Origin of the sequence: Escherichia sp. E13S3 (assembly GCF_004212325.1) — a bacterium.
Lineage (GTDB): Bacteria > Pseudomonadota > Gammaproteobacteria > Enterobacterales > Enterobacteriaceae > Escherichia.
Genome location: NZ_RHJR01000018.1, coordinates 179,552 through 206,493 on the forward strand (window position 1 = coordinate 179,552; position 26,942 = coordinate 206,493).

Here is a 26,942-nt window from a genome sequence, read left to right on the forward strand (position 1 = left end):
GGATGTAACAAAGTGTTTGCAAGGTCGAGTATAAGGAAAGTTACAGCTTCGGGAAGCGAAAAATGCTGGATTTTAAAGAGAGGTCATATTTTGCAACTTAATGGTTACATTTATTTGACATAAACAGAAGGAAGGACTGGCTACTAAGGCTGATTAGATAACATATGGGCAAACTATTTGGAATATGAGAACGGTTGCGCTCCTTTAATGTGCTATGCCATATAAAGTCACTGGCGCGGGGAGCGGCCAATCGCCGCCGCCCCCTGCACCCGTGCGGTCTTTTTGTAAAGAGCTATAAGCCGATTACATAATTAGTAGCTCATCTTTGTCTGGAATGAGTTATCTCTGGTAATGGCTTAATATACAGCGAATCATTCTCCCCGCTGCTTATCATGCCGATAATTCACCCACGCGTTGATAATAAACGTCGTCACCAGAATGCCAAACACCACGCCCAGCGAAACGGCGATCGGAATATGGTAGAAGTCGACAATCAGCATCTTGATACCGATAAACACCAGAATCACCGCCAGGCCATATTTGAGCATCGAGAAACGCTCTGCTACGCCCGCCAGCAGGAAATACATCGCACGCAGGCCGAGGATCGCAAACAGGTTTGAGGTCAGCACAATAAACGGATCGGTAGTCACGGCGAAGATAGCTGGAATGCTATCCACGGCGAAAATCACGTCGCTCAACTCCACCAGAATCAGCACCAGCATCAGCGGCGTGGCATACAACAAGCCATTCTTACGCACAAAGAAATGCTCGTTGTCGATGGTGTCGGTCATACGCAAATGACCGCGCAGCCAGCGCACCAACGGCTTGTCACCAATCCCTGATTCATCTTCATGGGCGAGCGCCATCTTCACGCCGGTAAACAGCAGGAAGGCACCGAAGATATACAGGATCCAGTCGAACTGCGAAATCAGCCAACTACCGGTGAAGATCATGATGGTACGCAGAACAATCGCCCCGAGCACGCCATACACCAGCACGCGCCGTTGTAACGCCGCCGGAACAGAGAAATAGCTGAACAACATCAGCCAGACAAAGACGTTATCGACCGCCAGCGATTTCTCAATCAGATAACCGGTGAGGAAGGCCAGTGCCTGCGGGTCCGCGACTTCGCGCCCCTGCGTCTGGACTAAATACCACCAGAAAGCGGCGTTAAACAGTAACGAAAGGGTCACCCACACCAGCGACCAGGCCGCAGCCTGTTTCATGGTCATGGCATGCGCGCCACGACGCCCCTGCAACAACAGGTCGATAGCCAGCATAATGGCGACAACAACAGCGAATCCGCCCCATAGCAACGGCGTGCCGACAGTATTCATAGAAGTTCCTTACACATAAAAAAACGGCCAACGTCGGAAGACGTCAGCCGCTGCTTTTTATGCATAGACCTCGCCTTCCGGCAAGGTCTCACTTACAACAAAAAAGGAATACGTCTGCGTATTCCTTTCAGATTGGTGACAAAGTGCCTGCGTTTATGCCGGATGCGGCGTGAACGCCTTATCCGGCCTACAAAATCATGCGAATTCAAAAGATTGCAGGAACTATGTAGGCCTGATAAGCGTAGCGCATCAGGCAATTTTGCGTTTGTCATCAGTCTCAAAGGAATACGTCTGCGTATACCTTTCGGGTTGCCCGGTGACCGGATGTGGTTTTTCACACATCGTAATGACGATCGACCAGCAATGAAGTTACTCCCCTTTGCAGGTAACAAAGTATGACAGACCATTCATCCAGTCAATGGTCTGTTACATGCCTTTTACACTGCTTTACGGTAACCATTATTGTTTTACGCTATCTGCCGGAAAAATCACTCCGGTCTGGCGGCGGATCTCGGTCAGCAGTTTGGCTGTGATGCGACTGACCGCCAGCCCCGGATGATTAATCAGATGCTCATCCACCAGTTCAGCAAACAGCTCTGCTTCGTAGAGCATGGTATTAATATGCTGTGGCTGAGTGAGATCCTGCATCTGGCTGCCGCGCGGCACAAAGCAGACTTTCTGGCATTCAGAGAGTTTTTCAATCACCAGCGATCCTGCTTCGCCCTGAATCTCGCTCGCCAGGACAGAATCACTGACTTTTGAGTGCTGCAACGTAACGCTGAAATCACCGTAATCCATCACCACCACGCCGTGGGCATCCACGCCGCTTGCCAGCAAACTGGCGGTTGCCTGCACGCTTTTCGGTTCACCGAATAATGCCACCGCCGACGCCAGGCAGTAAAAGCCGATATCCATAATCGAACCGTTAGAGAACGCCGGATTGAAGGTGTTGGGATTCTCACCATCCAGATAACGTTGATAACGCGAGGAATACTGGCAGTAGTTGAAAAAGACTTTCCGCAGTTTGCCGACTTTTGGCAGCGCCTGGCGTAACAGATGAAAGTTAGGCAGGCAGGCCGTTTTAAATGCTTCAAACAGCACCACCTGATTTTCCCGCGCACAGGCAATGGCGGCATCCACTTCCGCCAGATTCGACGCCAGCGGTTTCTCGCAAATCACATGGATTTTGTGGCTCAGAAAAAGCTGCGTCTGGGAAAAGTGCAGGGCATTCGGGCTGGCAATATACACCGCGTCAATGGCATCGCTTTCCGCCATCGCTTCCAGAGACGTAAACAGATGCTCGACAGAAAACTCATTGGCGAAGTGCTGGGCCTGTTCAAGGCTGCGGGAATAGACGGCGGTTAACTTATATTTACCGCTCTCATGTGCGGCCTCCACGAACTGGTGAGTGATCCAGTTCGTACCAATCACAGCGAAACGTATCATAACGCGTGGATACTCCATAAAGGTATTCTGCCGTCAATGTAGCACGCCTTTTTCATCTTCGACGTGCGCGGATACGCATTATTTCTGCGCCGGACAACCATGCTCACTGAACGGACCAATCATGACCGACGGCCCGAGATATTTTGGCTGGCGATGGAGGATTTTTGCGTCTATCACCGCTCTAACCCTGGCGAGTTTCTCCCGCAGCTGAGTATACAAACCGTGCTTCATATTCAGGTCTGGCGCGTTAAACCCGATAGCATCGATGCCGTACTGTTTTGCCAGCCAGATGGCGCGTTGGTTATGAAATTCCTGCGAGATAATGGTGATATGGTTTTCCCCAAACACTTTATTGGCACGTACCACTGAATCAAGCGTTGAGAATCCGGCATAGTCACAGAAGATCACTTTTGCCGGTACGCCCTTAGCGATCAAAGCCTGCTGCATGCCTGACGCTTCATCGTAATTTTTACGTCCGTTGTCGCCACTGACCAGCAACCATTTCACTTTTCCTGCGTGGTACAACTCTGCGGCGGTATCAATACGTCGGGTAAAGTAGCGATTACCTGGCCTTGCTCCCAACAATAAACCCACGTTACGTGCCGGAATAGCGTTGATGTCACTCCAGGTGAGTTGTTGGCTGGCGTTGACCATTGCCCGATCGGCGATAAAAATCGTCGCGCCTGCCACAAGCAACAGAAAACAGGCAATTTTTGGAGTCCGGCGAGAAAAACAAATGCGGCGAAGAAGGCGGGCAAATGCGCGCAGCATGGTCGTTATCCTTAACGATAGAGGGGAGGTCGATTTTAGGCGCTAAAGGAGGAAAAGATAGCGCCTGAGATCATTTTCAGATTTTGTCTTGTCCCAGTGACAGTTGCGTCAGCCACAGGCGAGTGTCGAACTCAAGCTGGTGGTACTGCGGTTCCATATGGCAGCACAACTGATAGAACGCTTTGTTATGTTCTTTCTCTTTCAGATGCGCCAGCTCGTGCACCACAATCATGCGCAAAAACGGTTCTGGCGCGTTGCGAAACACGGTGGCGACGCGGATCTCCGCCTTCGCTTTCAGCTTGCCGCCCTGCACACGTGAAACAGCGGTATGTAACCCGAGCGCGTTTTTCAGCACGTGAATCTTATTGTCATACATCACTTTATTGATCGGCGGGGCATTGCGCAGAAACTGATTTTTCAGATCCTGAGTATATTGCCAGAGGGCTTTATCGGTGGCGTAGTTGTGCGTTCCCGGATAGCGTTTTGCCAGTACATCGCCCAGACGCTGTTCATTAATCAGCGTGCGCACCTGGGAAAGCAGCTGCTCGGGATAACCCTGAAGATAAGTAAGATTGCTCATAACCGCCCACGAAAAAGAGAAAAAGGGTATACTCACGCACCCTTTTCAGGGGCAACGTCGAAATTTTATCATTCAGGAGGGCCGATGAGCCACTTAGACAACGGTTTCCGTTCACTGACACTACAACGTTTTCCGGCGACGGATGACGTTAACCCGCTACAGGCGTGGGAAGCGGCGGATGAATATTTGCTGCAACAGTTGGACGACACAGAAATCCGCGGCCCGGTGTTGATCCTGAATGATGCCTTTGGTGCGTTAAGTTGTGCGCTGGCGGAACATAAGCCGTACAGCATTGGCGACTCATACATCAGTGAACTGGCCACGCGCGAGAATTTACGCCTCAACGGCATTGATGAGTCGAGCGTGAAGTTTCTTGACAGCACCGCTGACTACCCGCAACAGCCGGGCGTAGTGCTGATCAAAGTACCGAAAACACTGGCATTGCTGGAACAGCAACTGCGCGCACTGCGCAAAGTGGTCACGCCGGAAACACGCATTATTGCCGGTGCCAAAGCCCGTGACATTCACACTTCCACGCTGGAACTGTTCGAAAAAGTGCTCGGCCCGACCACCACCACGCTGGCATGGAAAAAAGCGCGCCTGATTAATTGCACTTTCAATGAACCGCCGCTGGCCGATGCGCCGCAGACCGTTAGCTGGAAGCTGGAAGGTACTGACTGGACTATCCACAACCATGCGAATGTCTTTTCCCGCACCGGGCTTGATATTGGCGCGCGCTTCTTTATGCAGCATCTGCCGGAGAATCTCGAAGGTGAGATTGTCGATCTCGGCTGTGGTAACGGCGTTATTGGCCTGACACTGCTTGATAAAAACCCGCAGGCGAAAGTGGTGTTTGTCGATGAATCGCCGATGGCGGTTGCTTCCAGCCGTTTGAACGTTGAAACCAACATGCCTGAGGCGTTGGATCGCTGCGAGTTTATGATCAACAACGCGCTCTCCGGCGTGGAGCCTTTTCGCTTTAATGCTATGCTCTGCAACCCGCCGTTTCATCAGCAACATGCGCTGACTGATAACGTCGCCTGGGAGATGTTCCACCACGCCCGCCGCTGCCTGAAAATCAACGGCGAGCTGTATATCGTTGCCAACCGTCACCTGGATTACTTCCATAAACTGAAGAAAATTTTCGGCAACTGCACCACTATTGCGACGAATAATAAATTTGTGGTGCTGAAAGCGGTGAAGCTGGGACGTCGTCGGTAAGATTGGGAGTTACCTGCCGGATGCGGCGTAAACGCCTTATCCGGCCTACGTTCAGCACGTTACCCCCCAGGCCGGATAAGACGCGGCAAGCGTCGCATCCGGCAATGTCTGCCCAGTTCTGGAATCACGCTTCCATAAAACAAAAATCCCAGTCACCATCCTCTGCATTCTCTTGTTTCGCGTTGTTCAACGTTTATTCTTCCGTCAAGCAGATAAATTCATCCGTTGCCAATCTGTCAACGGATGTTATCATATTGCCAATTTGTCAACGGACGTGATGAAGAATGCACCTGATAACTCAAAAAGCATTGAAAGATGCTGCGGAAAAATACCCGCAACATAAAACGGAGTTGGTGGCTCTGGGGAACACGATTGCTAAGGGATATTTCAAAAAACCTGAGTCATTAAAAGCTGTATTCCCATCTCTGGATAACTTCAAATATCTGGATAAGCATTATGTTTTCAATGTCGGGGGCAATGAATTACGTGTTGTAGCAATGGTCTTTTTTGAATCGCAAAAGTGCTACATACGTGAAGTTATGACGCATAAAGAATACGATTTCTTTACCGCCGTTCATCGTACTAAGGGGAAAAAATGATTGCGATTGCCGACATCTTGCAAGCAGGAGAAAAACTAACTGCTGTGGCACCTTTTCTGGCGGGTATCCAGAACGAAGAACAATACGCCCAGGCGCTGGAACTGGTCGATCATCTGCTGCTCAACGATCCTGAAAACCCCTTGCTGGATCTGGTGTGTGCCAAAATAACCGCGTGGGAAGAATCAGCGCCCGAATTTGCTGAATTTAATGCGATGGCTCAAGCCATGCCTGGCGGTGTTGCTGTGATTCGTACACTGATGGATCAATACGGTTTAACCCTTTCTGATCTGCCGGAAATTGGCAGTAAATCGATGGTGTCACGTGTTTTGAACGGGAAGAGAAAATTAACGCTGGAACACGCTAAAAAACTGGCAGCGCGATTCGGCATTTCCCCTGCATTGTTTATTGATTAACGCGGCCTGCCGGATGCGGCGTAAACGCCTTATCCGGCCTACGTTCAGCACGTTACCCCCAGGTCGGATAAGACGCGGCAAGCGTCGCATCCGGCACTTCAAACAACGATTTAAATCTCCAGCGCCAGCTGTGTTCCCTGGGCAATTGCACGTCGTGCGTCCAGCTCCATAGCCACATCGCAGCCGCCAATTAAATGCACAGTTTTCCCGCTATCAATCAGCGGTTGCGCCAACGCGCGGTTTGGCTCTTGCCCTGCGCAGATCACCACATTGTCCACGGCTAATATCTGCGTTTCGCCGTTGATCACCACATGCAGCCCGTCATCGTCGATCTTCTGGTAGCTTACGCCTGGGATCATTTTCACACCCCGCGAGAGCAGGGTGGTGCGATGGATCCAGCCCGTAGTTTTGCCTAACCCCTGTCCCGGTTTGCTGGCTTTGCGCTGGAGCATCACAATCTGCCGTGGGCTACGCGGGATCTGCATTCCCTGCGGGCTTAAGCCACCAGCCTGTTGTAGGCTACTGTCGATCCCCCATTCATTACAGAACCCGGCGATATTCTGGCTGGTGGATTCGCCCGGCTGACTCAAATACATCGCCGTATCAAAACCAATCCCACCACAACCGACGATGGCAACTTTGTTGCCCACCGGCGCTTTGTCGCGCAGGACATCGAGATAGCTCAACACCTTCGGGTGATCGATCCCGTCAATGGGCGGAATGCGCGGCACGATCCCGCTGGCGAGGATCGTTTCATCGAACGCCTGTAACTGATCCTCCGTCACGCTGTGATTGAGTTTCAGCGTCACGCCCGTCACTTCGATCATCCGGCGGTAGTAGCGCAGCGTTTCGTAAAACTCCTCTTTGCCTGGGATCTGTTTGGCGATATTAAACTGCCCGCCGATCTCGCTGTGCGCATCAAACAATGTTACCTGATGCCCACGCGCCGCCGCGTTAATGGCAAACGCCAGCCCAGCTGGTCCCGCACCGACCACCGCCAGATTTTTTTTCTGCATGGCGGGAAGGATTGGCATTTTGGTTTCGTGGCAGGCGCGAGGATTCACCAGGCACGAGGTGACTTTGCCAACGAAGATCTGATCGAGGCAGGCCTGATTGCAGCCAATGCAGGTGTTGATCTCATCGGCTCGCCCCGATTGCGCTTTTGACAGCAGCTCCGCATCAGCAAGAAACGGTCGTGCCATCGACACCATATCGGCATCGCCGCGCGAGAGAATGTCGTCGGCAACCTGCGGATCGTTAATCCGGTTGGTGGTTACCAGCGGCAGCGAGACATGGCCTTTCAGTTTGCGCGTGACCCAGCTAAATGCGCCGCGCGGCACGGGCGTGGCGATGGTCGGAATACGTGCTTCATGCCAGCCAATGCCGGTGTTGATAATGGTCGCGCCCGCCGCTTCAATGGCCTGCGCCAGCTCTACCGTTTCGGCAAAAGTCCCGCCGTCTTCGACCAGGTCGAGCATCGACAGTCGGTAGATAATAATGAAGTCGTTGCCAACGCGTTCGCGTACCGCACTCACCACTTCAACGGCAAACCGCATCCGGTTGTGGTAATCGCCGCCCCACTGGTCACTACGCTGATTGGTGCGCAGCGTCAGAAATTCGTTGATCAAATACCCTTCGGAACCCATCACCTCTACGCCATCGTATCCGGCCTCCCGCGCCAGTTGCGCGCAGCGGGCGAAATCGTCGATCAGTTGCAGGATCTCTTCATGGGTGAGTTCATGAGGAACGAAACGGTTGATGGGGGCCTGCAACGCGGAGGGCGCTACCAGATGCGGCTGGTAGCTGTAGCGTCCGGTATGCAAAATTTGTAGGGCGATTTTGCCGCCTTCCTGATGTACGGCTTCGGTAATGGTGCGATGGTGTGGGATCTGGCTGGCGTCGTTGAGCATTGCGCCACCTTCCATGCCAACGCCTGTTAAATCTGGTGCAATGCCGCCGCTGACAATCAGCGCCACGCCATGACGGGCGCGTTCGGCATAAAACGCTGCCAGCCGCTCGGCACCGTCTGGATATTCCTCCAGCCCGGTGTGCATTGAGCCCATCAGCACGCGGTTTTTTAACGTGGTAAAACCTAAATCAAGCGGGGCGAACAGCGACGGGTAGCTCATAAAATTGTCCAGTATGTAAAATAATTGTTATGTGGTCGGATGAGTTCTAATTTAGCCGTCGTCGGGGAAAAGGGAAAAGGGGAATGCGGGGTTTGTGATGGGATTCAAAAAGAATACGCCCGGTGGTAACGCCGGATGCGACGCCTGACGCGTCTTATCCGGCCTGGGGGATTGCACATGTAGGGCGGATAAGGCGTTCACGCCGCATCCGCCAGCCGTTGTAAATTACTGCTTACGGAAAAAATCGTTATACAACATATACAAATGCGCGGCACTCCAGGAGAAATTTGGTGCGCCTTGCTGTGCGCCGGTCAGCGGGTTGTAATTTTCCTGAATCGGGCCATCGGCGGTTAACCCTTTGGCGTGCCGGAAGAACGTATCCGCCAGTTTCAGGGCATCATCGCGATAACCGTAACGCTCCATCCCTTTCAGACCAAACCAGAACTGATCCACCCATACGCGCCCGCGCCAGTAGATATCCGCGCCAAAAGCCGGGTTGGTTAACGCTGCCGTTCCCAGCGGGACAAAGGTGTTGAACTCTTTAGGATCGAGCATCACCTTCACCACCGCGTCGGCGTTGGCCTGCGTTGCCGCACCGTTAAACAGCGGTGACCAGCCTTCCGGCCCTTTACCGCGTTCGACAATCGGTTTGCCCGCGCAGCCGTTCGCCAGCGGTTTATCTTCAATACGCACGTCATAGTAGAACTGCGTAGCCGGGTCGAACATACAGGTGTTGATGTAGTCCGCGAGCTGCTGTGCCAACTGGCGATAGCGCTTAGCCTCTTCTGGTTTACCGAGAATCGTCGCCATCTCCGCCAGATAATGATTATCGCTGTACATATAGCTGGCCTGATCCACCGACTCCTGCAATAGCGAGTAGCCCAGCAACGTTCCGTCCTGACTGCGGTTTTCGGCGAATTTCACCGTCCAGTCGCTACGTTTGCCGCCATTAGCGACATATTTATCCAGCTGTTCTTTGTCGATAAACCCAAAGACGGCGGCATCATCACGGCCCGATTCCCACGACGCAGCGACCTGTGCCGGAATTTCCAGACTGTCGTACTGGCCTTTCTCCACCACGTGGGCGTAGTTGTTCAGCCCAGACTGCGTCTCTTCTTTGTCACCTTTTTTCACCGTAAACAGCATCTCGCCGCTCTCGGTGTTGTGGGCTTTATCGCGGGTCGCGCCATATTCCGGCACGCCGTTGCCGTTATGATCGCGGTTACGTAACCACCAGTCGTGATAGGCCACCAGTTTCGGGTACATCTCTGCCAGCCAGGTTTTATCCTGGGTGACGTTATACACTTCCATCACCGACCAGGCGGCAAGGCTGGGTTTGGTATTACGTTCGTTCCAGTTGCCGCCATCGCCGCCACGCTCCGGGCTAAGGTTCCACGCTATCAGGTCGGGGACAAAGCCCACATCCTGCGGACGCACGCGGTCGCCGGGCTGGATCTGCCAGGAGAAGACCGCGCGGATATTCTCTTTGGCGATATCCGGATTGAAATGCGCCATCGCAAACGCCTGCTTCCAGGTATCCCACGGCCAGGTCTGATTGCCGGAGAACCAGCGTCCGGTCACCGACGGCGTGACGGTGTTGTATTTCACCGCGCCGCCAGGCGAGCGCCAGTTACCGTTGAGCGTTTCGATCGCTTTCACCGCGACGCGCGTCTGTTCCGGCGTCGCATCCGGATTGGTTAACCCTTTCTTCAGATACTCTTCCCAGCGTTGCTGCGAGGCGGTGAGATAAAACGCCGGACGCGCCAGAATATCGCGGATTTGCATCTGCTCTTTGCTAACTTCCTGGGCGGTCAGCAGGTGGGAATAGGTGGTATAGAGCGTGGTCGAACCGTTGATATGTGCCTTACTGGTAAAGCGATTGCCATTGATTTCAGTCTGCACCGGCAGGGATTTATGCACCTGATATTCCGATTCGCCGGAGGTCAGCAGATCCCAGGTAGCGCGCACTTTGCCAAAGGTGACTTTCAGGCCATCACGGGTGGCGCTGATTTTGCGCTGATAGTCAGGGTACTCGCCAGCAATGGTTTTATCGGAAAGCGGTTTTCCTTCTTTCGCTTCCAGTTTTTCCAGCAGTTCGCCATCCCACACCAGATCCAGCGGTTTATTGCTGGTGATTTTGGTTTCCAGTAGTGACGTGCGCGGCGTGGCGAAGCGCAGAGTCATTTCGACCTGCACATCTTTTGCTGTCAGTTTTTGCACCAGCGCGCCGGGAATACTGTATGCCTCCAGCGTGAAGTCGACTTTCTTGCCGTCTTGCCAGACGGTCAGGCGGTCGAAATTGCTGGCCATAAAGTTGATGTACTCTTCCGTCAGCAGCGCAACGCCCGGAAAACCGCCCATGGTATTCGGGCCGTCTGGCAACAGATGACCATGCCAGGCACCGAGATCAAAAAACGGATTAAAACGCTGGTGGTCGTCGTAATCGTAATCCTTCATGTACTGCGGCGCGCCGGTACGGTTAATCACGTTTTTATAATTGTCGGCGTTAGCGGCATGGGCGGAAAAGCTCATCAGCAGAGCACAGGCTACTGGCGTTAAAATAGTTTTGATTTTCATGAGATTACTGTCCTTATTACCAGTAAAAATATTGCATCAGGAAGATTTGGTCGCTGGGATCGTGAGAGGCATTTTTCATGTAGAAGCGGCTATCAAAAGCCGTTGCGAAACGTCCGCCGCCGTATTCGTACCAGATACCAAACTGCATGAAAGAGGTGGTTTCATCGTCAGCGTGGTCAGGGCGATGTTTGGCGTAGGTGTAAGCGGTGGAGAGATAAACACCCTTTAACGCTTCATACATGGCGCTCACCATCATCCCGCTTTCACTTCCCGGTACGTCCAGCCCGTCGGCGCGTCCGGTATGGTGCCAGGCGCGAGCGGCAAAGTTAGGGGTTAGCAGGCCCGTGAGATAGAGTTGGCCTGTGCCGTCGGTGATTTCCAGACCGTTCATCCAGGTGATGCCTTCGGCAAGGTCATACTGGATGTAACCGTTCATCATTGCCGGATAGGTGTATTTGTCGTCGTAGCGATCGTACTTGCCAAAATGTAGCCAGGCTTTGCTTTCGTCATGATGTCCGGCAGGTGTGGCGGTGACGCTATAACGAAAGTTACCGCTTAAGTTCTGTACCTTCAGCGCGGCCATAATGTCGCGGGTATTGGGAATGACGTAGCCCAGATCGGGCGTGAAATCGCCCCACCATTGCAGGTCATCCAGCGAGGAATCCTGACGCAGACTGAGCATGATTTCGGTGCCATCATTGGTACGATAACCGCCATAGAAACGGTTAATCCCACCTTCGAAACCGCCCCAGCTATGGTCAGGCACCCAGGCATTACCGTCGTGGTCGGCCTGCACGGTCCAGCCTTCGCCGTAAATCAGGCCGAACCAGGAGCCGTACTTCATCTCCAGACCACCTTCAATATAGGTACCATCGCTGTATTTATGTTTATTCTCACCCTCTAAATCCATATATCCACCAACCCCTAATTCGCCGTAAAAACGAAATGAAGGAGAAGATGTTGAGGTAATTGCGGGTGTTTTTGTGTCGTCATGTTCTGCCGGACGTACTTCTTCGCCCATCGCAGAAAAGGCATAGCAAAACGGCAGAGCAAGTAATGCTCTGCATGGTGCAGTGATTAATTTCATTGTGTTAATCCATGAGCTAAAGAAAAAGTACAGCCTTTTATCGTTGTAATTATAAAAATATAAAGGCAGAAACTATTTTCCCTCTCCCCATCCAGGAAGAGGGAAAATGCCTGCTCATTTTTTATTAGTCTGCTTAATCAACATTGCTGGCTGGCATCGCTTCAATATGCCGCTCTTCAGCCGTTAATCCCTTTATATATTTACTGTATTTCCACCACGCAAACCCGAGGAAGATAACAATACCGCCGACGTTATAAAAAATGATGGTCAGAATATTCGCGCCAGTCGGGAATGTCGAAGCGACAAACCCTACGGCAAATATCGCAATCAGCATTGAAACAATGATAATACCGGTGCGGCGGGAGCCCATACGGAAATCGCGTGGCAGGTGATCTAATTTGGCGCGTAAATTCAGGTAAGCCAGCATGATGAATAACGGCGGAAGCATGGACGCTGCGGCAGTCATATTAATAATGGTATTCATCAGATCCTGCACAGTATTGGAACCGAGCATCGGGATAATCATCAGCGGGATGACGATCAGGAACTGGATCCACGCCGCGCGCGCCGGAACGCCGTTTTCGTTCAGTTCGACGGTTTTCTTACCAAAGATGCCTTCCGGGATTTCGGAGAAGAAAATTTTCACCGGTGTTGCGGTCCACATCAGCAGGGAACCGAACATCGCGGTAAAGGACACCAGACCGACAAAGCGATTCATCAGCGCTTCCGGCAGACCAAAATACGCCGCCATGCCGTGGAATACCTGCACCGATCCACCGGTAAATTTCAACTCTTTGCTGCTGACGAAGACGTTAATCAGCACTGAGGAGACGGAATACAGTACGCCGATAAAAATCCCAGCGAGGATGATCACTTTAACGAACGATTTCGAACCGCCTTTGACGTCGTTAACGTATACCGCGACGGACTCCGCACCACCTGCGGCCATAAAGATCCAGGTGGTAACGCCGAGGAACGCCCAGTTGAAGTTCGGGATCATTGCGTCAACGGTGATCGGATCGGCAGGCTGTACGCCGCCAAGCAGCGCCGTACCTGCCAGTAAAATATAGGAGAGCGTTAACAGCAGCATCAGTGTTGAGGTGACGGAGGTGATTGGCCCCAGCATTTTCGCCCCGTTGGTAGAAACCCAGGTGGAGAAGGCGAACAGCACCATACTAATAATAGTGGTGGCAATCGGCGTCATAATATATTCGTAGCCGAGGAAGGCATACGAAGCATAAGCAATAACGCGCGGCAACAGCGAGGTGAAAAAGAACAGGTTTACGAACCAGTAGGTATAGGCAGTAATAAATGCCCAACGTCCGCCCAGCGAACTTTTTACCCACGCGTAGACACCAGCTTCTGAGTTTTTATTTAACGAAACAAATTCTGCGATGATCAGACAGAAGGGAATAAAATAAAAAATCGTCGCGAGGAAAAACATCGGTGCCGAGGCCAGTCCAAGCTCAATATTATTATTGATAACGTTGTTAAAGCTGTAAACGGCGGCAAAAGTCAGCGAGAGCAAGCCGAATTTACCGATTGTATTACGTTTGGTATCAGACATAACACATCTCCGAAAATGAGTAGGGTAGCGGTGGCGGCAAACTCCTTTTGCCGCCGTAGTTGTTATTTGTTATGGAAATAACCATCTTCGATGGTGATTTTGAGAACCACTTTTTTGACCGCGTTATTGCAGATAAACCGATACGCTTCATGGATATCGCAAATAACGATTTGCCCTTCGTGGACCTCTACGGTTTCTCCGCAGCCTTTTAAATATTCACGGTCAGTTTCATCACGATAATATTCCACTACCTGTAATGTCTCTTTCGGCGCATATTCAATTTTTTGCTGCCCTTGCAGGTAGTAATGCACTTCAAAATAGCGTCGATGCCCGGTAAATAGCGCATCGGTCGCGGAGTCTGTCTCCACGCGGTAAGTCAATGAATCACCGATGGAGTGGGCGACGCCAGGCTGAATGTTGTCGATATTTTCAATCGCTTCAACGCAGCGTTGCCACTTCTTGCCAGAGGCGTAAATCTGGCGGAACTGTTCTAAGTTATCGATGATCCTCATTGCTTATTCTCGCTGTGCAAATTCGTGGAAAAGAACCCTGCGCCGAACTCATACGACGCAAGGCTTTGCGCGGTAGCTTCTCCGCCAGAAACCGGCAGCAACGTAAATCCGTAGCTGAAGTCACGGAACCAGACGCGCCAGGAGTCCAGCACCTCGCTGCCCCAGGAGTTGGAGCCGAGGCCAAGCAGCTGGTGGTCGAGATTCAGGGTGATGTCATCACTGCGCTGCAGCTCGTTACAGTGCTGGGCAGCGTGGATGTTTTCCTGGGTATAGTGCCAGGCGCTGAAGTTAATTGGGCGCTGTGGCACCACCAGCAGACCGTTGCCGTGGCGGTTAGTCAGTGCCGTCCAGCGGACATGCTGACGGTTGCCGTTGTTCTGCGGGAAGGGATAATTCTCGAACATGGCATCGACGGTGCTGCGCCAGATATCGATGATGTTAGCCTGCTGGCTGTCGGCGTAGTTTTCGCCCGGTCCACGACCGTAATACGCCACCTGGTCGTATTCGCCGTTAATTCCCATAGTGAAACCGATGCATGGAATGATGTGCGGATAGTCGCCGTAACGCTCGCCGGAAAGCGCCACGTTAACCTGGCCATCTGCAGCGATGCGCCAGATGTAGGTGCAGCGCATCCCGAAGTCAAACACCGGCGGTGCTATAACCGTGCGGCTGATGATCAACACCTCACCATCGCTCTGTTCTACGGCAAAGTCGCGCAAATGTTCCTGCATGATCTGCAAATGATTCGGTTGCCACAGCCCTTCGTACTCCTGCTTGTGGTTGTCGATCATTGGCTTGAAGAAGTTGATCTTTGGCTCGCGGGTCAGCAGCGATTCGCCATTCACCTGCCAGGATGTCGGTTTGCCACTCATTTTTGAGAAGGTGATCGCGAAGTTGTAGCCGCGAACGGTGCAGCTCAAACGATCGTCTTCCAGCGTCAGCGGACGCGCATTATTTGGTGCGAAAGGCACTGGCTGCGCGGTGTTTTCCTTCAGTGGGAACTGATAAGTGGCGATAGAATGCCCGACTTCGCTGTAGCGGGTGCGGGAATCTTTGGTCACCGTAATGTTGAGGAACGCTTCGCGGGCGTCCAGCTGCGGCAGCGTGATCTGCAAGGGGGCTTCGCTGTTCGGCGCAACGTCGCGCAATTTAATCTGCTGCGTCGCGAGCGTTTCACCTTCGGCGCGCACCTCTGCGTGCAGGGTGTAGTCATCAAGCGTGGTAAACCACAGTTTATTTTCGACTTTCAGCTCGCCGCGAGTCAGATCCAGCGCGTGGATTTTTACCGGCGCAATAACCTGTTTGTACTCTTTCAGGCCTGGTCCCGGCGTCTGATCGGAATAGATCAAACCATCAAGACAGAAGTTATAGTTGTTGGGATAGTCTCCGTAGTCGCCGCCGAATTTATACCAGACATTGCCGTGGTCATCCTGCGCCTGGATCCCGTGGTCGCACCACTCCCAGACATAATGTCCCTGAATGCAATCGTGCTTATAGAAGACGTTCTGGTACTCCGTCAGCCCGCCCGGTCCGTTCCCCATTGCATGAGCATATTCACAGATGATGCGCGGCTTCGGATGCGGGTATTCACCAAACTCATTCATCAGCGGCACGCGGGTGTACATGGTGGAAATAATATCGACCACTTCAGCATCGCGATCTTCTTCGTAATGCACCAGTCGCGTGTCATCCAGCGCCTTCGCCGCGTGGTACATCGCGCGGATGTTACAGCCATAGCCGGATTCATTGCCCAGCGACCAGATGATGATCGACGGATGGTTTTTCTGCGCGTGAATATGGCGAACGATGCGCTCGACGTAGACCTTTTCCCACTGCGGATCGTCGGTAATGCGGCTGATATCGCCGACGTTAGCAAAGCCGTGCGATTCGACGTCGGTTTCCGCCATCACAAACAGGCCATAGATATCACACAGTTCGTAAAAACGCGGATCGTTCGGGTAGTGAGCGGTACGCACGGAGTTGATGTTGTGCTGCTTCATCAACTGGAGATCTTTTTCTACGCGATCCATTCCAACGGCGCGGCCTTTGCGATGATCGTTGTCGTGGCGGTTGACGCCGTGCAGCATCACATAACGGTTATTGATCCAGAACAGACCGTCGCGCACTTTGATATCACGGAAGCCAACGCGTTGTGGCACCACTTCCAGAACGTTGCCGTCGGCGTCTTTCAGCGTCATGACCAGATGGTAAAGATAAGGGGATTCTGCCGACCATTGCTGCGGCTGTTCGACAGTAAAAGCAAAGCTGGCGCTGGTCAGCTTTTCAATTGCCAGATGCTCAATGGCGCTGCTGTGCACCACGCGTTCCCCATCAAACAGGGTATATTCCAGTGTCGTTACGACAGGGGAGGCGGCGAGATTTTCCAGCACCACTTCGCAGGAAAGCGTGGCATCGCAATAGGCTTCGTCAAAGTCGGTACGCACGGTGAAATCGTTAATATGCGTTAGTTGTTTTCCGACCAGATAAACATCGCGGAAGATCCCCGCTGACCACCACATATCCTGGTCTTCCACGTAGGTAGAGTCTGCCCACTGCATCACGCGCACACACAACAGGTTGTCGCCGGTTTTTACCATCGCGCTGATGTCAAACTCTGCGGTCAGGCGACTGCCCTTGCTGAACCCCACATACTGACCGTTAACGTAGACTTCAAAATAGGTTTCGACGCCGTCAAATTTAATCAGCGTCTGTTTACCCTGCCAGCCGTCGCTGAGGGTGAAAATACGTTGATAGGCACCGGTTGGGTTATCGCTGGGGACAAACGGCACATCGATGGGGAACGGAAAACCTTCGTCGGTATATTGCAGTTTGCCGTGGCCTTCCATTTGCCACATGGCGGGGACGGTAATATGCCCCCAGTCAGCCATTAACTCAGAGGTGAAGGCTTCTGGCACTTGCAGCGGATGATCAAAAAAGTGGAAATTCCACTGACCGCTTAAGGGCAGAAATAAGCTGCTGGTTTCGCGGGCAAAGGTACGCGCCTGCGCAACAGAATCATAAGAAAAAAAGTACGCACGCGGCGCAAGTCGGTTTTCGTGGGTGAGCTGAATGTTTTCCCAGCGATTCATAGGGCCTCCCGGTAGAGAGAAATCGGAACCATTCATGGTGATGGTAGTTTGTGTAATTGCTGGGGAGTTTAGTAAAATTTTTACTAAAAAGTAGCAGGTAAATGCATTTACTTTAACTGGATCACGAAAATAAACGGCAGCACTGTCCGGCAAAAACGATTGCCGGACAGTGTGTAAGGGGATTTAACGGGTCGTGCCGCGCAGTTTTAATTTGCTGGGAACGAAGACCAACAGCGGCAGCGCGCGACCATCGCGGGCTTTTTCATACACCAGGTTAACGCCCTGACTTCCCATCATTTCGGAATGGATGCGCACGGTGGAGAGCGGCGGAAAGGTAAATCGCGCGGTGGGGATGTCGTTCACACTGATAAGCGAAATATCCTGTGGGATGTTCAGGCCACGTTCATGAATTGCCCGCAGTACGCCGATAGCAATGGAATCGGAAGCAACAAACAGTGCCTTCGGATAGTCTTCCCGCGCCAGCATCTGTTTTGCCAGTTCATAGCCCGACGAACTGGAAAAACCGCCGCGCCAGATATCCTCTTCGCGTACCACTTGTTTCAGTCGGCCATATTCCGCAAAGGCGACCTCACGAATATCCGCCTTGCCAGGCAAGTCCTCGCCGCCAATAAAACCAATGCGATTAACGCCCTGATCGATATAGAAGTCGATGATTTCTTTACTGATGCGTGCCAGATCGATATCTACTGCATCGTAATTACTGCCGGGTTCGTGAAAGTCGATAAAACAGATATTGTCGGTCAATGCGCTGGCAGCGGCGCGCAGGGCGGGCGTGGGTTTGCCGACAATTAAAATACCGGTGACGTTTTTAATGTCTGGTAAGCCGTTGTGTTCATAACAGTTGGTGAGCTCGATGCCCAGCTTTTCGCACTGAGTTTCAATGCCGTGGCGGATCGCCAGATAGTAAGGATCGTTGATCTCCAGCTCCTGTTGGTAGCTGTAGATAGCCAGAATATGGTGTTGGTTGACTGCACCTGTCTGGAGTTTACGGGCGCTACTGGTCTTGTACTCCAGCTTTTCGGCGATCTCGAGAATGCGATGTTTCGTCTCTTCTTTCACATTCAATGTCGGATCGTCATTTAAGACCCTGGATACTGTCGCCAGGGATACGCCAGCTTCGATTGCGATGTCTTTTAGTGTTGCCATGTTTACCTTTTTTACTTTCCCTGATGTGCGCTTCCATTGTAGAGGAAGTGCTTATCGGGTCACCTGTTTTCAGTAAATAAAGCGCGTTTCTTTGACGCTGTAACGGTAACACAGCGGCTTGCGAATGTGATCACGCCTGCATTCTCCATTTTTAGCCTACAGGATTGAGAAAAATTTTTGCTATAGTTTAGTAAAATTTTACTCGAAGGGAGGAAACAATGGAAACCGTGGCTTACGCTGATTTTGCACGTCTGGAAATGCGCGTCGGAAAGATTGTGGAAGTGAAACGCCATGAAAACGCCGACAAGCTGTACATCGTACAGGTTGATGTGGGGGAAAAAACGCTGCAAACCGTGACCAGCCTGGTGCCGTACTACAGCGAAGAAGAGCTGATGAGGAAAACGGTGGTGGTCTTGTGCAATCTGCAAAAAGCGAAAATGCGCGGTGAAACGTCGGAATGCATGCTGTTGTGTGCGGAAACCGATGACGGCAGTGAAAGCGTGCTGTTAACGCCGGAGCGGATGATGCCTGCGGGCGTACGTATCGTATAAAAAGATCGGATGGCGACGTCGTATCGCCATCCGATTTGATATTACGCTTCTTCGACACTGACTCGCATGGCCGCCAGCGCCTTACGCGCCGCTTTGATCACCAGTTCACACTGTTCAATGGTCAGTGTCAGTGGCGGTTCAATGCGGATCGTTTTGGCGTTATTGAGCGTTCCGGCTACCAGTACGCGCTGGCGGAACATCTCGCTGGCAAAGTTATAGCCGATTTCGTTATCAACAAACTCAATCGCCATCAACATCCCTTTACCACGCGCTTCCTGTACCAGATCGGGATATTCCCGCGCCAGTTGACGGAAACCGTCCAGCAACATATCGCCTTTTTGTTCAGCCTGAGCCGGTAAGTTCTGCTCCAGCAACACATTGATGGTCGCCAGTGCCGCCGCACAGGCCAGCGGGTTGCCGCCAAAGGTGGTGGTATGCAGGAACGGGTTGTCGAACAGGACTGAGAACACCTCTTCAGTGGCGATGGTTGCGCCAATCGGCATCACGCCGCCGCCGAGGGCTTTTGCCAGACACAGAATGTCCGGCTGAACGTTCTCATGTTCGCAGGCAAACATCTTGCCCGTGCGCCCCATACCGGTTTGTACTTCATCGAGGATCATCAGTGCGCCGAACTCATCGCACAGCTTACGCACGGCGGTGAGATAGCCCGGCGGCGGCAGAATTACGCCACCTTCACCCTGAATCGGTTCGAGGATCACCGCAGCAACATCATCACCGGTTTTTTTGCACTCGCTAAGGGCTGTGCGCATGGCCTCGATATTGCCAAACGGTATATGACGGAACCCCGGCAGCAGCGGCATAAACGGTTTGCGGAAGGTCGATTTCGCCGTGGCCGACAGCGCGCCAAGTGATTTACCGTGGAACGCGCCGCTGGTGGCAATAAAAGTAAACTTGCCGCGCGGTGACTGGTAAGCCTTCGCCAGCTTCAGCGCTGCTTCAACGGACTCGGTGCCGCTATTACAGAAGAAGCTGTATTTCAGTTTACCGGGCGTTAGCGCAGCAAGGGTTTTCGCCAGCATCGCCCGTAACGGATCGAGCAGCTCCTGGCTATGTAACGGTTGTTTCGCAAGTTGATTCTGTACGGCGGAAACCACAACTGGATTACGGTGCCCCACGTTGAAAATTCCAAAACCTCCCAGGCAGTCGATAAACTCCTGTCCTTGGGTGTCGACAAGCGTATTTAAACCTCCCGCTTGCCACTCTACGGCTCCGTAATCCCCGCCAGCGGTAACAGATTTGCGATACTCTAAAAACCCCGGATTGACATGCTCTTTGAAGTATTCAATCACCTCCCGGTTAAGTGCTTTCATCTCCTCATGATCCAGCGTTCGCTTTTCAATGAGATTCAGGGCGTGGGCGCTGCACGCTAAAGCCGATGCGCTCGAAGGTAACCTGTTCAAAATATGCTCCGGAGGCTCGCGTATCACATGATACCGATTTAAGTATTGCAGGGATTGCGCCACTCCGGCTGCGATCGCGAAAATCGGGATAAACACAAATTACATTATCATTTGCGTAACATTTAATGCTAAATGTTAACTGTTGTCGTTATTTTGTACGATTTTATCGGGGGGGAATTTTGCGATCGCTGTGCAAATGCATTCTTTCAGGGCAATAAATGCCGGATTTTTGGGCAAGATAATTAACGTTCTCGGATAATAACAGAATGAAAGTATTTTAAATCAAGGGATTAGGCTTTGTGCTTTAGTTGCAAATTGCGATCTAAATCAAATTAAAGTGCTAAAGATAACCGCGCCGGGGCCGACATAACTTCCGACAAGAAGTTAACAACCATATAACCTGCACAGGACGCGATTATGTCTTCTCATCCGTATGTCACCCAGCAAAATACCCCGCTGGCTGACGATACTACCCTGATGTCCACTACCGATCTGCAAAGCTATATCACCCACGCCAATGATTCTTTCGTGCAAGTGAGCGGCTATACCTTGCAGGAGTTACAGGGCCAGCCGCACAACATGGTGCGTCACCCGGATATGCCAAAAGCGGCGTTTGCGGATATGTGGTACACCCTGAAAAAAGGGGAACCCTGGAGCGGCATCGTGAAAAATCGCCGCAAAAATGGCGACCATTATTGGATACGGGCGAATGCGGTGCCGATGGTGCGCGAGGGCAAAATCAGTGGCTATATGTCGATTCGCTCCCGGGCGACGGATGAAGAAATCGCGGCGGTGGAGCCGCTGTATAAGGCGCTGAACGCTGGACGTACCAATAAACGTATTCATAAAGGCCTGGTGGTGCGTAAAGGCTGGCTGGGTAAACTGCCTTCATTACCGCTTCGCTGGCGAGTGCGTGGAGTGATGACACTGATGTTTATCGTGCTGGCGGCCATGCTCTGGTTTGCCGCTGCCCCGGTGGTGACGTATTTCCTCTGTGCGTTAGTGATGTTGTTGGGAAATGCCTGTTTTGAATGGCAAATTGTACGTCCGATAGAAAATGTCGCCAGCCAGGCACTGAAGGTGGCGACCGGGGAACGTAATAGTGTTGAGCACCTGAATCGCAGCGATGAGCTGGGGCTGACATTACGCGCGGTAGGGCAGCTTGGCCTGATGTGTCGCTGGTTGATTAATGATGTCTCAAGCCAGGTTTCCAGCGTCAGAAACGGGAGTGAGGCGCTGGCAAAAGGCACTGATGAACTGAACGAGCATACTCAGCAGACGGTAGATAATGTCCAGCAAACTGTAGCGACCATGAACCAGATGGCGGCGTCGGTGAAACAGAACTCAGCCACAGCATCGGCTGCCGATAAACTTTCTATCACCGCCAGTAATGCGGCTGTGCAGGGCGGGGAAGCGATGACCACGGTGATCAAGACGATGGACGATATCGCCGACAGTACCCAGCGCATTGGCACCATTACTTCGCTGATTAACGATATTGCGTTTCAGACCAATATTCTCGCCCTGAATGCGGCGGTGGAAGCGGCGCGTGCCGGAGAACAGGGCAAAGGTTTTGCAGTGGTGGCAGGGGAAGTGCGTCATTTAGCCAGCCGCAGTGCCAATGCTGCCAACGATATTCGCAAGTTGATCGATGCCAGTGCTGATAAGGTGCAATCCGGTTCGCAGCAGGTGCACGCTGCCGGACGGACGATGGACGATATTGTGGCGCAGGTGAAAAATGTCACCCAGTTGATCGCCCAGATTAGCCACTCAACGCTGGAACAGGCCGATGGGCTTTCCAGCCTGACCCGTGCGGTGGATGAGCTTAACCTGATCACGCAGAAAAACGCCGAGTTGGTGGAAGAGAGTGCGCAGGTGTCGGCGATGGTGAAACACCGCGCCAGCCGACTGGAAGACGCGGTGACGGTGCTGCATTAATCGGTATGTCGCATCCGGCGGTTGATACACGATGCCTGATGCGATGCTGGCGCATCTTATCAGGCCTACGGGGCGGCGCGTAGGCTGGATAAGGCGTTCACGCCGCATCCGGCAATCGGTGATTAATCCAGTTGCGTAATATCAAACGCGGCGCGGTCGATCACCGCAATGATCTTTTTTATCTGCGCGTCGCTGATGTCGCTCTGATTGACGCGTAAATCCAGCACCGCTTTAAAATTATCCAGCGCTCGCTTCATTTGCGGGTTCTGGCGCAGCGCCGCACCAACGCAACGCGCTTTGATGCGTTCTTCAATCATCTCCACCTGTTCGCGGTTTTCTTCCAGCCACTGCGCGCCTTGTTCGGTCAACGCAATCTGCTTTTTGCCGCCTTCCTCTTCGCGGATGGTAATTAGCGACTGCTCCTGCAGAAAATCCAGCGTCGGGTAGATGACGCCCGGGCTTGGGGTGTAATTCCCCTGGGTCAGATTCTCAATCGCTTTAATCAACTCGTAGCCGTGGCTGTCATCGCGCGAGAGAATATCCAGAATCACCAGACGCAATTCACCGTGACCAAAGAAACGTTGCCGACGACCGCCGCCGCGACCGTGGCGCCCCCCGCAGCATTGACCGTGTTCATGCTGGTGACCGTGTCCGCAGTGCTCGTGATCTGACTTCTCACCTTTGCAGCAGCCTTCATGGCGTGGCTGGCCTTCATGTTTACAACACCCTTCGTGATGATGGCTCATATCAGCCTCCTTTTGCTTAATTAGATATATCTAATTTATATCTGATATGAGAGTTCTTGCAAGTGTAAAAATGATTTTTAAACGCAGATGTACTCAACATCCAGGCTGGATAAGGCGTTCACGCCGCATCCGGCATTGAGCAATGATGCCTGAGAAGAGGCGGTTCGTCTTATCAGACAATAGATATATCAGTTCTACAAATCGCTTGCATTTATCATGATTAGCAATCATTATCATTTGCGAAATTTATTTAGATATATCTGATTACCATCACGAAGGCGATAACAATGAATAACTCCCCCCGCTACCCGCAGCGCGTTCGCAATGATCTGCGCTTCCGTGAACTGACTGTGTTACGCGTTGAGCGCATCAGCGCCGGTTTTCAGCGCATTGTCCTCGGCGGCGAGGCGCTGGACGGCTTTACGTCGCGCGGCTTTGACGATCACAGCAAACTCTTCTTTCCTCAACCTGACGCTCACTTTGTGCCGCCAACGGTAACGGAAGAGGGGATCGTCTGGCCGGAAGGACCACGCCCACCGTCGCGTGACTATACGCCGCTGTATGACGAACAACGCCATGAACTGGCGATCGATTTCTTTATTCACGAAGGCGGCGTCGCCAGTGGCTGGGCGATGCAGGCGCAACCGGGCGATAAACTCACGGTGGCAGGTCCGCGCGGTTCGCTGGTGGTGCCAGAGGATTACGCGTATCAGCTGTATGTCTGCGATGAATCCGGGATGCCCGCACTGCGCCGCCGCCTGGAAACGTTGAGCAAACTTGCCGTTAAACCGCAAGTTACCGCGCTGGTCAGCGTGCGGGATAACGCCTGTCAGGATTATCTCGCGCACCTTGATGGTTTTAATATCGAATGGCTGGCGCATGATGAGCAGGCGGTAGATGCGCGTCTGGCGCAGATGCAAATCCCTGCCGATGATTACTTCATCTGGATAACCGGCGAAGGGAAGGTGGTGAAGAATTTAAGCCGTCGCTTTGAAGCGGAACAGTATGACCCTCAACAGGTACGTGCAGCGGCTTACTGGCACGCGAAGTAACTGATATATGAAAAGAAAAAGGCTGACGATTTCTCGTCAGCCTTTACTGTATCTGGTGGCCCCTGCTGGACTTGAACCAGCGACCAAGCGATTATGAGTCGCCTGCTCTAACCACTGAGCTAAGGGGCCATGGTAGCGGATTATAAAGTAACTCCGTGTCGCAATCCAGCCATTACCGCGCGCCTGCTGTTTTTATAAACAATGTGTTTTCAATTCGTTATACTTTCTCCAGGTTGTGTTGTTCAGGGGTTAATATGGTTGAAGATATTATTGCACCAGGGTTGCGCGTGGTGTTTTGCGGCATCAATCCGGGGCTTTCATCTGCGGATACTGGCTTTCCTTTTGCTCATCCGGCGAACCGTTTCTGGAAGGTGATTTATCAGGCCGGGTTTACTGACAGACAGTTGAAGCCGCAGGAGGCGCAGCATTTGCTGGATTATCGTTGTGGAGTGACCAAACTGGTTGACCGTCCAACGGTGCAAGCCAATGAAGTTTCAAAGCAGGAGATGCACGCAGGCGGGCGTAAGTTGATTGAAAAAATTGAAGATTATCAGCCTCAGGCGTTGGCGATTCTGGGCAAACAAGCATATGAGCAGGGATTCAGCCAGCGCGGCGCACAGTGGGGGAAACAAACGCTCACTATTGGTTCGACGCAGATTTGGGTGCTGCCAAATCCCAGCGGTTTAAGTCGAGTTTCTCTGGAAAAGCTGGTGGAGGCGTATCGCGAGCTGGACCAGGCACTGGTGGTGCGTGGGCGATAAAAAACGCCACCGAAAAGGTGGCGTTTGTGCAAAGGGACAAGTGCCGGATGCGGCGTAAACGCCTTATCCGGCTACCGATTAATCGTCCAGGAAGCTACGCAGTACTTCAGAACGGCTCGGGTGACGCAGTTTGCGCAGCGCCTTCGCTTCGATCTGACGGATACGTTCGCGGGTAACGTCGAACTGTTTACCCACTTCTTCCAGCGTATGGTCGGTGTTCATATCGATACCGAAACGCATACGCAGAACTTTCGCTTCACGCGCGGTCAGGCCAGCCAGCACGTCGTGCGTTGCCGCACGCAGGCTTTCGGTGGTCGCAGAATCCAGCGGCAGCTCGAGGGTAGTATCCTCGATGAAATCCCCCAGATGCGAATCTTCATCATCACCGATCGGCGTTTCCATGGAGATTGGCTCTTTGGCGATCTTCAGCACTTTGCGGATCTTATCTTCCGGCATCAGCATACGTTCAGCCAATTCTTCCGGCGTCGGCTCGCGGCCCATCTCTTGCAGCATCTGACGAGAAATACGGTTGAGCTTGTTGATAGTCTCAATCATATGCACCGGAATACGAATGGTGCGCGCCTGATCCGCGATAGAACGGGTGATCGCCTGACGGATCCACCAGGTTGCGTAGGTGGAGAACTTGTAACCACGGCGGTATTCGAATTTATCAACCGCTTTCATCAGACCGATGTTGCCTTCCTGAATCAGGTCAAGGAACTGCAAGCCACGGTTGGTGTATTTCTTGGCGATAGAAATAACCAGACGTAAGTTCGCTTCAACCATCTCTTTCTTCGCACGGCGGGCTTTCGCTTCACCGATGGACATGCGACGGTTGATATCTTTAACCTGCTCGATAGTCAGGCCGGTTTCTTCTTCAATCTGCTGCAGTTTCTGCAGGGCGCGATGTACTTCTTCAGAGACATCGTGCAATTTTTCCGACCACGGCTTGTTCATCGCAATTGCCGCATTGAACCAGGTATCGCTGGTTTCATTGCCGGTAAACAGGGTGATGAAGTTTTTCTTCGGCATTTTGCACTGCTCAACGCAGAGCTTCATGATCAGACGTTCTTGCGTACGAACGCGGTCCATCATGACGCGCATACTGTTGACCAGGTAGTCAAACTGCTTCGGCACCAAGCGGAACTGTTTGAAGACTTCAGACAGTTTCAGGATCTCTTCCTGGGCGGCAGCGTGACTGCGACCTTTCGCTTTGATGGTGTCACGCGTTACAACGTACTGAGCGCGCAGTTCCGCAAATTTTTCACGAGCCAGTTCCGGGTCGATGCTGTTGTCATCGTCGGCGGTATCGTCGTCAGCATCTTCTTCGTCTTCATCTTCGTCATCGTCCAGATCTTCCTGGGAAAGCTCAGAGCCGACGTGAGTGGCGGTTGGTGCCAGATCTTCTTCTGCGTTCGGGTCAACAAAGCCGGTGATCAGATCTGACAGACGCGCTTCTTCTGCTTCCACACGATCGTACTGTTCCAGCAGATAGGTGATCGCTTCCGGGTATTCAGCAACGGAGCATTGAACCTGGTTGATCCCGTCTTCAATACGTTTAGCGATGTCAATTTCGCCTTCGCGGGTCAACAGTTCAACGGTGCCCATTTCACGCATGTACATGCGTACCGGGTCGGTCGTGCGCCCGATTTCAGATTCCACGCTGGAAAGCACCTGCGCGGCGGCTTCGGCAGCATCTTCGTCCGCGGTGTTTTCAGCCAGCATCAGATCATCGGCATCCGGCGCTTCTTCCATCACCTGAATGCCCATGTCGTTGATCATTTGGATGATGTCTTCGATCTGATCTGAATCGACGATATCTTCCGGCAGATGGTCATTGACCTCGGCATAGGTCAGATAGCCTTGCTCCTTACCACGGGTGACAAGAAGTTTCAGCTGTGACTGCGGGTTTTGCTCCATAAGACGGTATCCACACTTATTTCATGAGGTTGGTGTTGGGCGATTGACCCGATGTCCT

The 26,942-nt window shown here is 52.4% G+C and carries 21 protein-coding genes, 1 tRNA gene and 1 pseudogene; 8 read left to right on the forward strand and 15 right to left on the reverse strand.

Going from position 1 to position 26,942, the window contains the following annotated elements:
- Positions 1-371: 371 nt before the first annotated feature.
- On the reverse strand, positions 372-1,337 hold the full coding sequence (gene alx / locus D9597_RS18505; RefSeq protein WP_130223864.1) for a TerC family membrane protein Alx: 966 nt from the start codon (positions 1,335-1,337) through the stop codon (positions 372-374).
- Positions 1,338-1,494: 157 nt separating this feature from the next.
- Here alx and D9597_RS23545 point away from each other — a divergent pair.
- Positions 1,495-1,593: pseudogene (locus D9597_RS23545) on the forward strand (hypothetical protein); the annotation flags it as partial.
- 203 nt (positions 1,594-1,796) lie between these two features.
- Here D9597_RS23545 and D9597_RS18515 read toward each other — a convergent pair.
- The 3 genes from D9597_RS18515 to D9597_RS18525 form a co-directional block, all read right to left on the reverse strand.
- On the reverse strand, positions 1,797-2,783 hold the full coding sequence (locus D9597_RS18515) for a Gfo/Idh/MocA family oxidoreductase (protein WP_130218265.1): 987 nt from the start codon (positions 2,781-2,783) through the stop codon (positions 1,797-1,799).
- A 78-nt stretch (positions 2,784-2,861) separates the two neighbouring features.
- On the reverse strand, positions 2,862-3,554 hold the full coding sequence (locus D9597_RS18520; RefSeq protein ID WP_130223868.1) for a vancomycin high temperature exclusion protein: 693 nt from the start codon (positions 3,552-3,554) through the stop codon (positions 2,862-2,864).
- Positions 3,555-3,630: 76 nt separating this feature from the next.
- Entirely contained in the window at positions 3,631-4,134 is a 504-nt protein-coding gene (locus tag D9597_RS18525) for a M48 family metallopeptidase (RefSeq protein ID WP_130218261.1), read from the reverse strand.
- An 84-nt stretch (positions 4,135-4,218) separates the two neighbouring features.
- On the opposite strand from D9597_RS18525, the gene rlmG reads away from it, so the two are divergent.
- From rlmG to higA, 3 genes are all read left to right on the forward strand, one after another.
- Entirely contained in the window at positions 4,219-5,355 is a 1,137-nt protein-coding gene (gene rlmG / locus D9597_RS18530) for a 23S rRNA (guanine(1835)-N(2))-methyltransferase RlmG (RefSeq protein ID WP_130223870.1), read from the forward strand.
- Positions 5,356-5,639: 284 nt separating this feature from the next.
- Positions 5,640-5,954 (forward strand): type II toxin-antitoxin system toxin HigB, encoded by a 315-nt coding sequence (gene higB, locus D9597_RS18535; RefSeq protein WP_000550189.1) that lies wholly within the window; start codon positions 5,640-5,642, stop codon positions 5,952-5,954.
- Complete coding sequence (gene higA, locus D9597_RS18540; protein ID WP_000560254.1) at positions 5,951-6,367, forward strand: type II toxin-antitoxin system antitoxin HigA; 417 nt, start codon at positions 5,951-5,953, stop codon at positions 6,365-6,367. The genes higB and higA overlap by 4 nt, the downstream gene beginning before the upstream one ends.
- A gap of 110 nt (positions 6,368-6,477) precedes the next feature.
- On the opposite strand, the gene fadH is transcribed toward higA, so the two are convergent.
- From fadH to ebgR, 7 genes are all read right to left on the reverse strand, one after another.
- The gene (gene fadH / locus D9597_RS18545; RefSeq protein WP_130223872.1) at positions 6,478-8,496 is read right to left on the reverse strand and encodes an NADPH-dependent 2,4-dienoyl-CoA reductase; all 2,019 of its coding nucleotides are present in this window, start codon (positions 8,494-8,496) and stop codon (positions 6,478-6,480) included.
- 225 nt (positions 8,497-8,721) lie between these two features.
- The gene (gene ygjK / locus D9597_RS18550) at positions 8,722-11,073 is read right to left on the reverse strand and encodes an alpha-glucosidase (RefSeq protein WP_130223874.1); all 2,352 of its coding nucleotides are present in this window, start codon (positions 11,071-11,073) and stop codon (positions 8,722-8,724) included.
- A 16-nt stretch (positions 11,074-11,089) separates the two neighbouring features.
- The gene (gene ygjJ / locus D9597_RS18555; protein WP_130223876.1) at positions 11,090-12,160 is read right to left on the reverse strand and encodes a protein YgjJ; all 1,071 of its coding nucleotides are present in this window, start codon (positions 12,158-12,160) and stop codon (positions 11,090-11,092) included.
- A gap of 133 nt (positions 12,161-12,293) precedes the next feature.
- Positions 12,294-13,727 carry an amino acid permease gene (locus D9597_RS18560; protein ID WP_130223878.1) on the reverse strand — a complete coding sequence of 478 codons (1,434 nt, stop codon included), beginning with the start codon at positions 13,725-13,727 and terminating at the stop codon, positions 12,294-12,296.
- A 62-nt stretch (positions 13,728-13,789) separates the two neighbouring features.
- Positions 13,790-14,239: a beta-galactosidase subunit beta gene (locus D9597_RS18565; RefSeq protein ID WP_130223880.1), complete on the reverse strand. Its 450-nt coding sequence runs from the start codon at positions 14,237-14,239 to the stop codon at positions 13,790-13,792.
- A complete protein-coding gene (gene ebgA / locus D9597_RS18570; RefSeq protein ID WP_130223882.1) occupies positions 14,236-17,328 on the reverse strand; it encodes a beta-galactosidase subunit alpha in 3,093 nt (1,030 codons plus the stop codon). Before ebgA ends, D9597_RS18565 begins: the two co-directional genes overlap by 4 nt.
- Before the next feature lie 183 nt (positions 17,329-17,511).
- Positions 17,512-18,495 (reverse strand): transcriptional regulator EbgR, encoded by a 984-nt coding sequence (gene ebgR / locus D9597_RS18575; RefSeq protein ID WP_130223884.1) that lies wholly within the window; start codon positions 18,493-18,495, stop codon positions 17,512-17,514.
- A gap of 218 nt (positions 18,496-18,713) precedes the next feature.
- Between ebgR and D9597_RS18580 the strand changes: the two genes are divergently transcribed.
- Complete coding sequence (locus D9597_RS18580; protein WP_130223886.1) at positions 18,714-19,046, forward strand: tRNA-binding protein; 333 nt, start codon at positions 18,714-18,716, stop codon at positions 19,044-19,046.
- A gap of 41 nt (positions 19,047-19,087) precedes the next feature.
- On the opposite strand, the gene ygjG is transcribed toward D9597_RS18580, so the two are convergent.
- A complete protein-coding gene (gene ygjG, locus D9597_RS18585) occupies positions 19,088-20,467 on the reverse strand; it encodes a putrescine aminotransferase (protein WP_038430226.1) in 1,380 nt (459 codons plus the stop codon).
- A gap of 417 nt (positions 20,468-20,884) precedes the next feature.
- On the opposite strand from ygjG, the gene aer reads away from it, so the two are divergent.
- Positions 20,885-22,405: an aerotaxis sensor receptor Aer gene (aer, locus tag D9597_RS18590; RefSeq protein WP_130223888.1), complete on the forward strand. Its 1,521-nt coding sequence runs from the start codon at positions 20,885-20,887 to the stop codon at positions 22,403-22,405.
- A gap of 122 nt (positions 22,406-22,527) precedes the next feature.
- Here the strand turns inward: aer and nfeR are convergent, their stop codons facing one another.
- Positions 22,528-23,151, reverse strand: coding sequence for a DNA-binding transcriptional regulator NfeR (gene nfeR, locus D9597_RS18595; RefSeq protein WP_130218239.1), 624 nt, complete (start codon positions 23,149-23,151; stop codon positions 22,528-22,530).
- A gap of 287 nt (positions 23,152-23,438) precedes the next feature.
- Here nfeR and nfeF point away from each other — a divergent pair, with 287 nt between their 5' ends.
- Entirely contained in the window at positions 23,439-24,203 is a 765-nt protein-coding gene (gene nfeF / locus D9597_RS18600) for an NADPH-dependent ferric chelate reductase NfeF (RefSeq protein WP_130223890.1), read from the forward strand.
- A gap of 53 nt (positions 24,204-24,256) precedes the next feature.
- Here the strand turns inward: nfeF and D9597_RS18605 are convergent.
- A tRNA-Ile gene (locus D9597_RS18605) sits at positions 24,257-24,332 on the reverse strand.
- A 125-nt stretch (positions 24,333-24,457) separates the two neighbouring features.
- On the opposite strand from D9597_RS18605, the gene mug reads away from it, so the two are divergent.
- Positions 24,458-24,964 (forward strand): G/U mismatch-specific DNA glycosylase, encoded by a 507-nt coding sequence (gene mug / locus D9597_RS18610; RefSeq protein ID WP_130223892.1) that lies wholly within the window; start codon positions 24,458-24,460, stop codon positions 24,962-24,964.
- Between the two features lie 78 nt (positions 24,965-25,042).
- Here the strand turns inward: mug and rpoD are convergent, their stop codons facing one another.
- Positions 25,043-26,884 (reverse strand): RNA polymerase sigma factor RpoD, encoded by a 1,842-nt coding sequence (gene rpoD / locus D9597_RS18615; RefSeq protein WP_130223894.1) that lies wholly within the window; start codon positions 26,882-26,884, stop codon positions 25,043-25,045.
- Positions 26,885-26,942: the final 58 nt, after the last annotated feature.

Excerpts from the sequence above, each read along its gene's own strand:
- alx (WP_130223864.1), bottom strand. The coding sequence starts at position 1,337 with ATGAATACTGTCGGCACGCCGTTGCTATGGGGCGGATTCGCTGTTGTT.
- D9597_RS18515 (WP_130218265.1), bottom strand. The coding sequence starts at position 2,783 with ATGATACGTTTCGCTGTGATTGGTACGAACTGGATCACTCACCAGTTC.
- D9597_RS18520 (WP_130223868.1), bottom strand. The coding sequence starts at position 3,554 with ATGCTGCGCGCATTTGCCCGCCTTCTTCGCCGCATTTGTTTTTCTCGC.
- D9597_RS18525 (WP_130218261.1), bottom strand. The coding sequence starts at position 4,134 with ATGAGCAATCTTACTTATCTTCAGGGTTATCCCGAGCAGCTGCTTTCC.
- rlmG (WP_130223870.1), top strand. The coding sequence starts at position 4,219 with ATGAGCCACTTAGACAACGGTTTCCGTTCACTGACACTACAACGTTTT.
- higB (WP_000550189.1), top strand. The coding sequence starts at position 5,640 with ATGCACCTGATAACTCAAAAAGCATTGAAAGATGCTGCGGAAAAATAC.
- higA (WP_000560254.1), top strand. The coding sequence starts at position 5,951 with ATGATTGCGATTGCCGACATCTTGCAAGCAGGAGAAAAACTAACTGCT.
- fadH (WP_130223872.1), bottom strand. The coding sequence starts at position 8,496 with ATGAGCTACCCGTCGCTGTTCGCCCCGCTTGATTTAGGTTTTACCACG.
- ygjK (WP_130223874.1), bottom strand. The coding sequence starts at position 11,073 with ATGAAAATCAAAACTATTTTAACGCCAGTAGCCTGTGCTCTGCTGATG.
- ygjJ (WP_130223876.1), bottom strand. The coding sequence starts at position 12,160 with ATGAAATTAATCACTGCACCATGCAGAGCATTACTTGCTCTGCCGTTT.
- D9597_RS18560 (WP_130223878.1), bottom strand. The coding sequence starts at position 13,727 with ATGTCTGATACCAAACGTAATACAATCGGTAAATTCGGCTTGCTCTCG.
- D9597_RS18565 (WP_130223880.1), bottom strand. The coding sequence starts at position 14,239 with ATGAGGATCATCGATAACTTAGAACAGTTCCGCCAGATTTACGCCTCT.
- ebgA (WP_130223882.1), bottom strand. The coding sequence starts at position 17,328 with ATGAATCGCTGGGAAAACATTCAGCTCACCCACGAAAACCGACTTGCG.
- ebgR (WP_130223884.1), bottom strand. The coding sequence starts at position 18,495 with ATGGCAACACTAAAAGACATCGCAATCGAAGCTGGCGTATCCCTGGCG.
- D9597_RS18580 (WP_130223886.1), top strand. The coding sequence starts at position 18,714 with ATGGAAACCGTGGCTTACGCTGATTTTGCACGTCTGGAAATGCGCGTC.
- aer (WP_130223888.1), top strand. The coding sequence starts at position 20,885 with ATGTCTTCTCATCCGTATGTCACCCAGCAAAATACCCCGCTGGCTGAC.
- nfeR (WP_130218239.1), bottom strand. The coding sequence starts at position 23,151 with ATGAGCCATCATCACGAAGGGTGTTGTAAACATGAAGGCCAGCCACGC.
- nfeF (WP_130223890.1), top strand. The coding sequence starts at position 23,439 with ATGAATAACTCCCCCCGCTACCCGCAGCGCGTTCGCAATGATCTGCGC.
- mug (WP_130223892.1), top strand. The coding sequence starts at position 24,458 with ATGGTTGAAGATATTATTGCACCAGGGTTGCGCGTGGTGTTTTGCGGC.
- rpoD (WP_130223894.1), bottom strand. The coding sequence starts at position 26,884 with ATGGAGCAAAACCCGCAGTCACAGCTGAAACTTCTTGTCACCCGTGGT.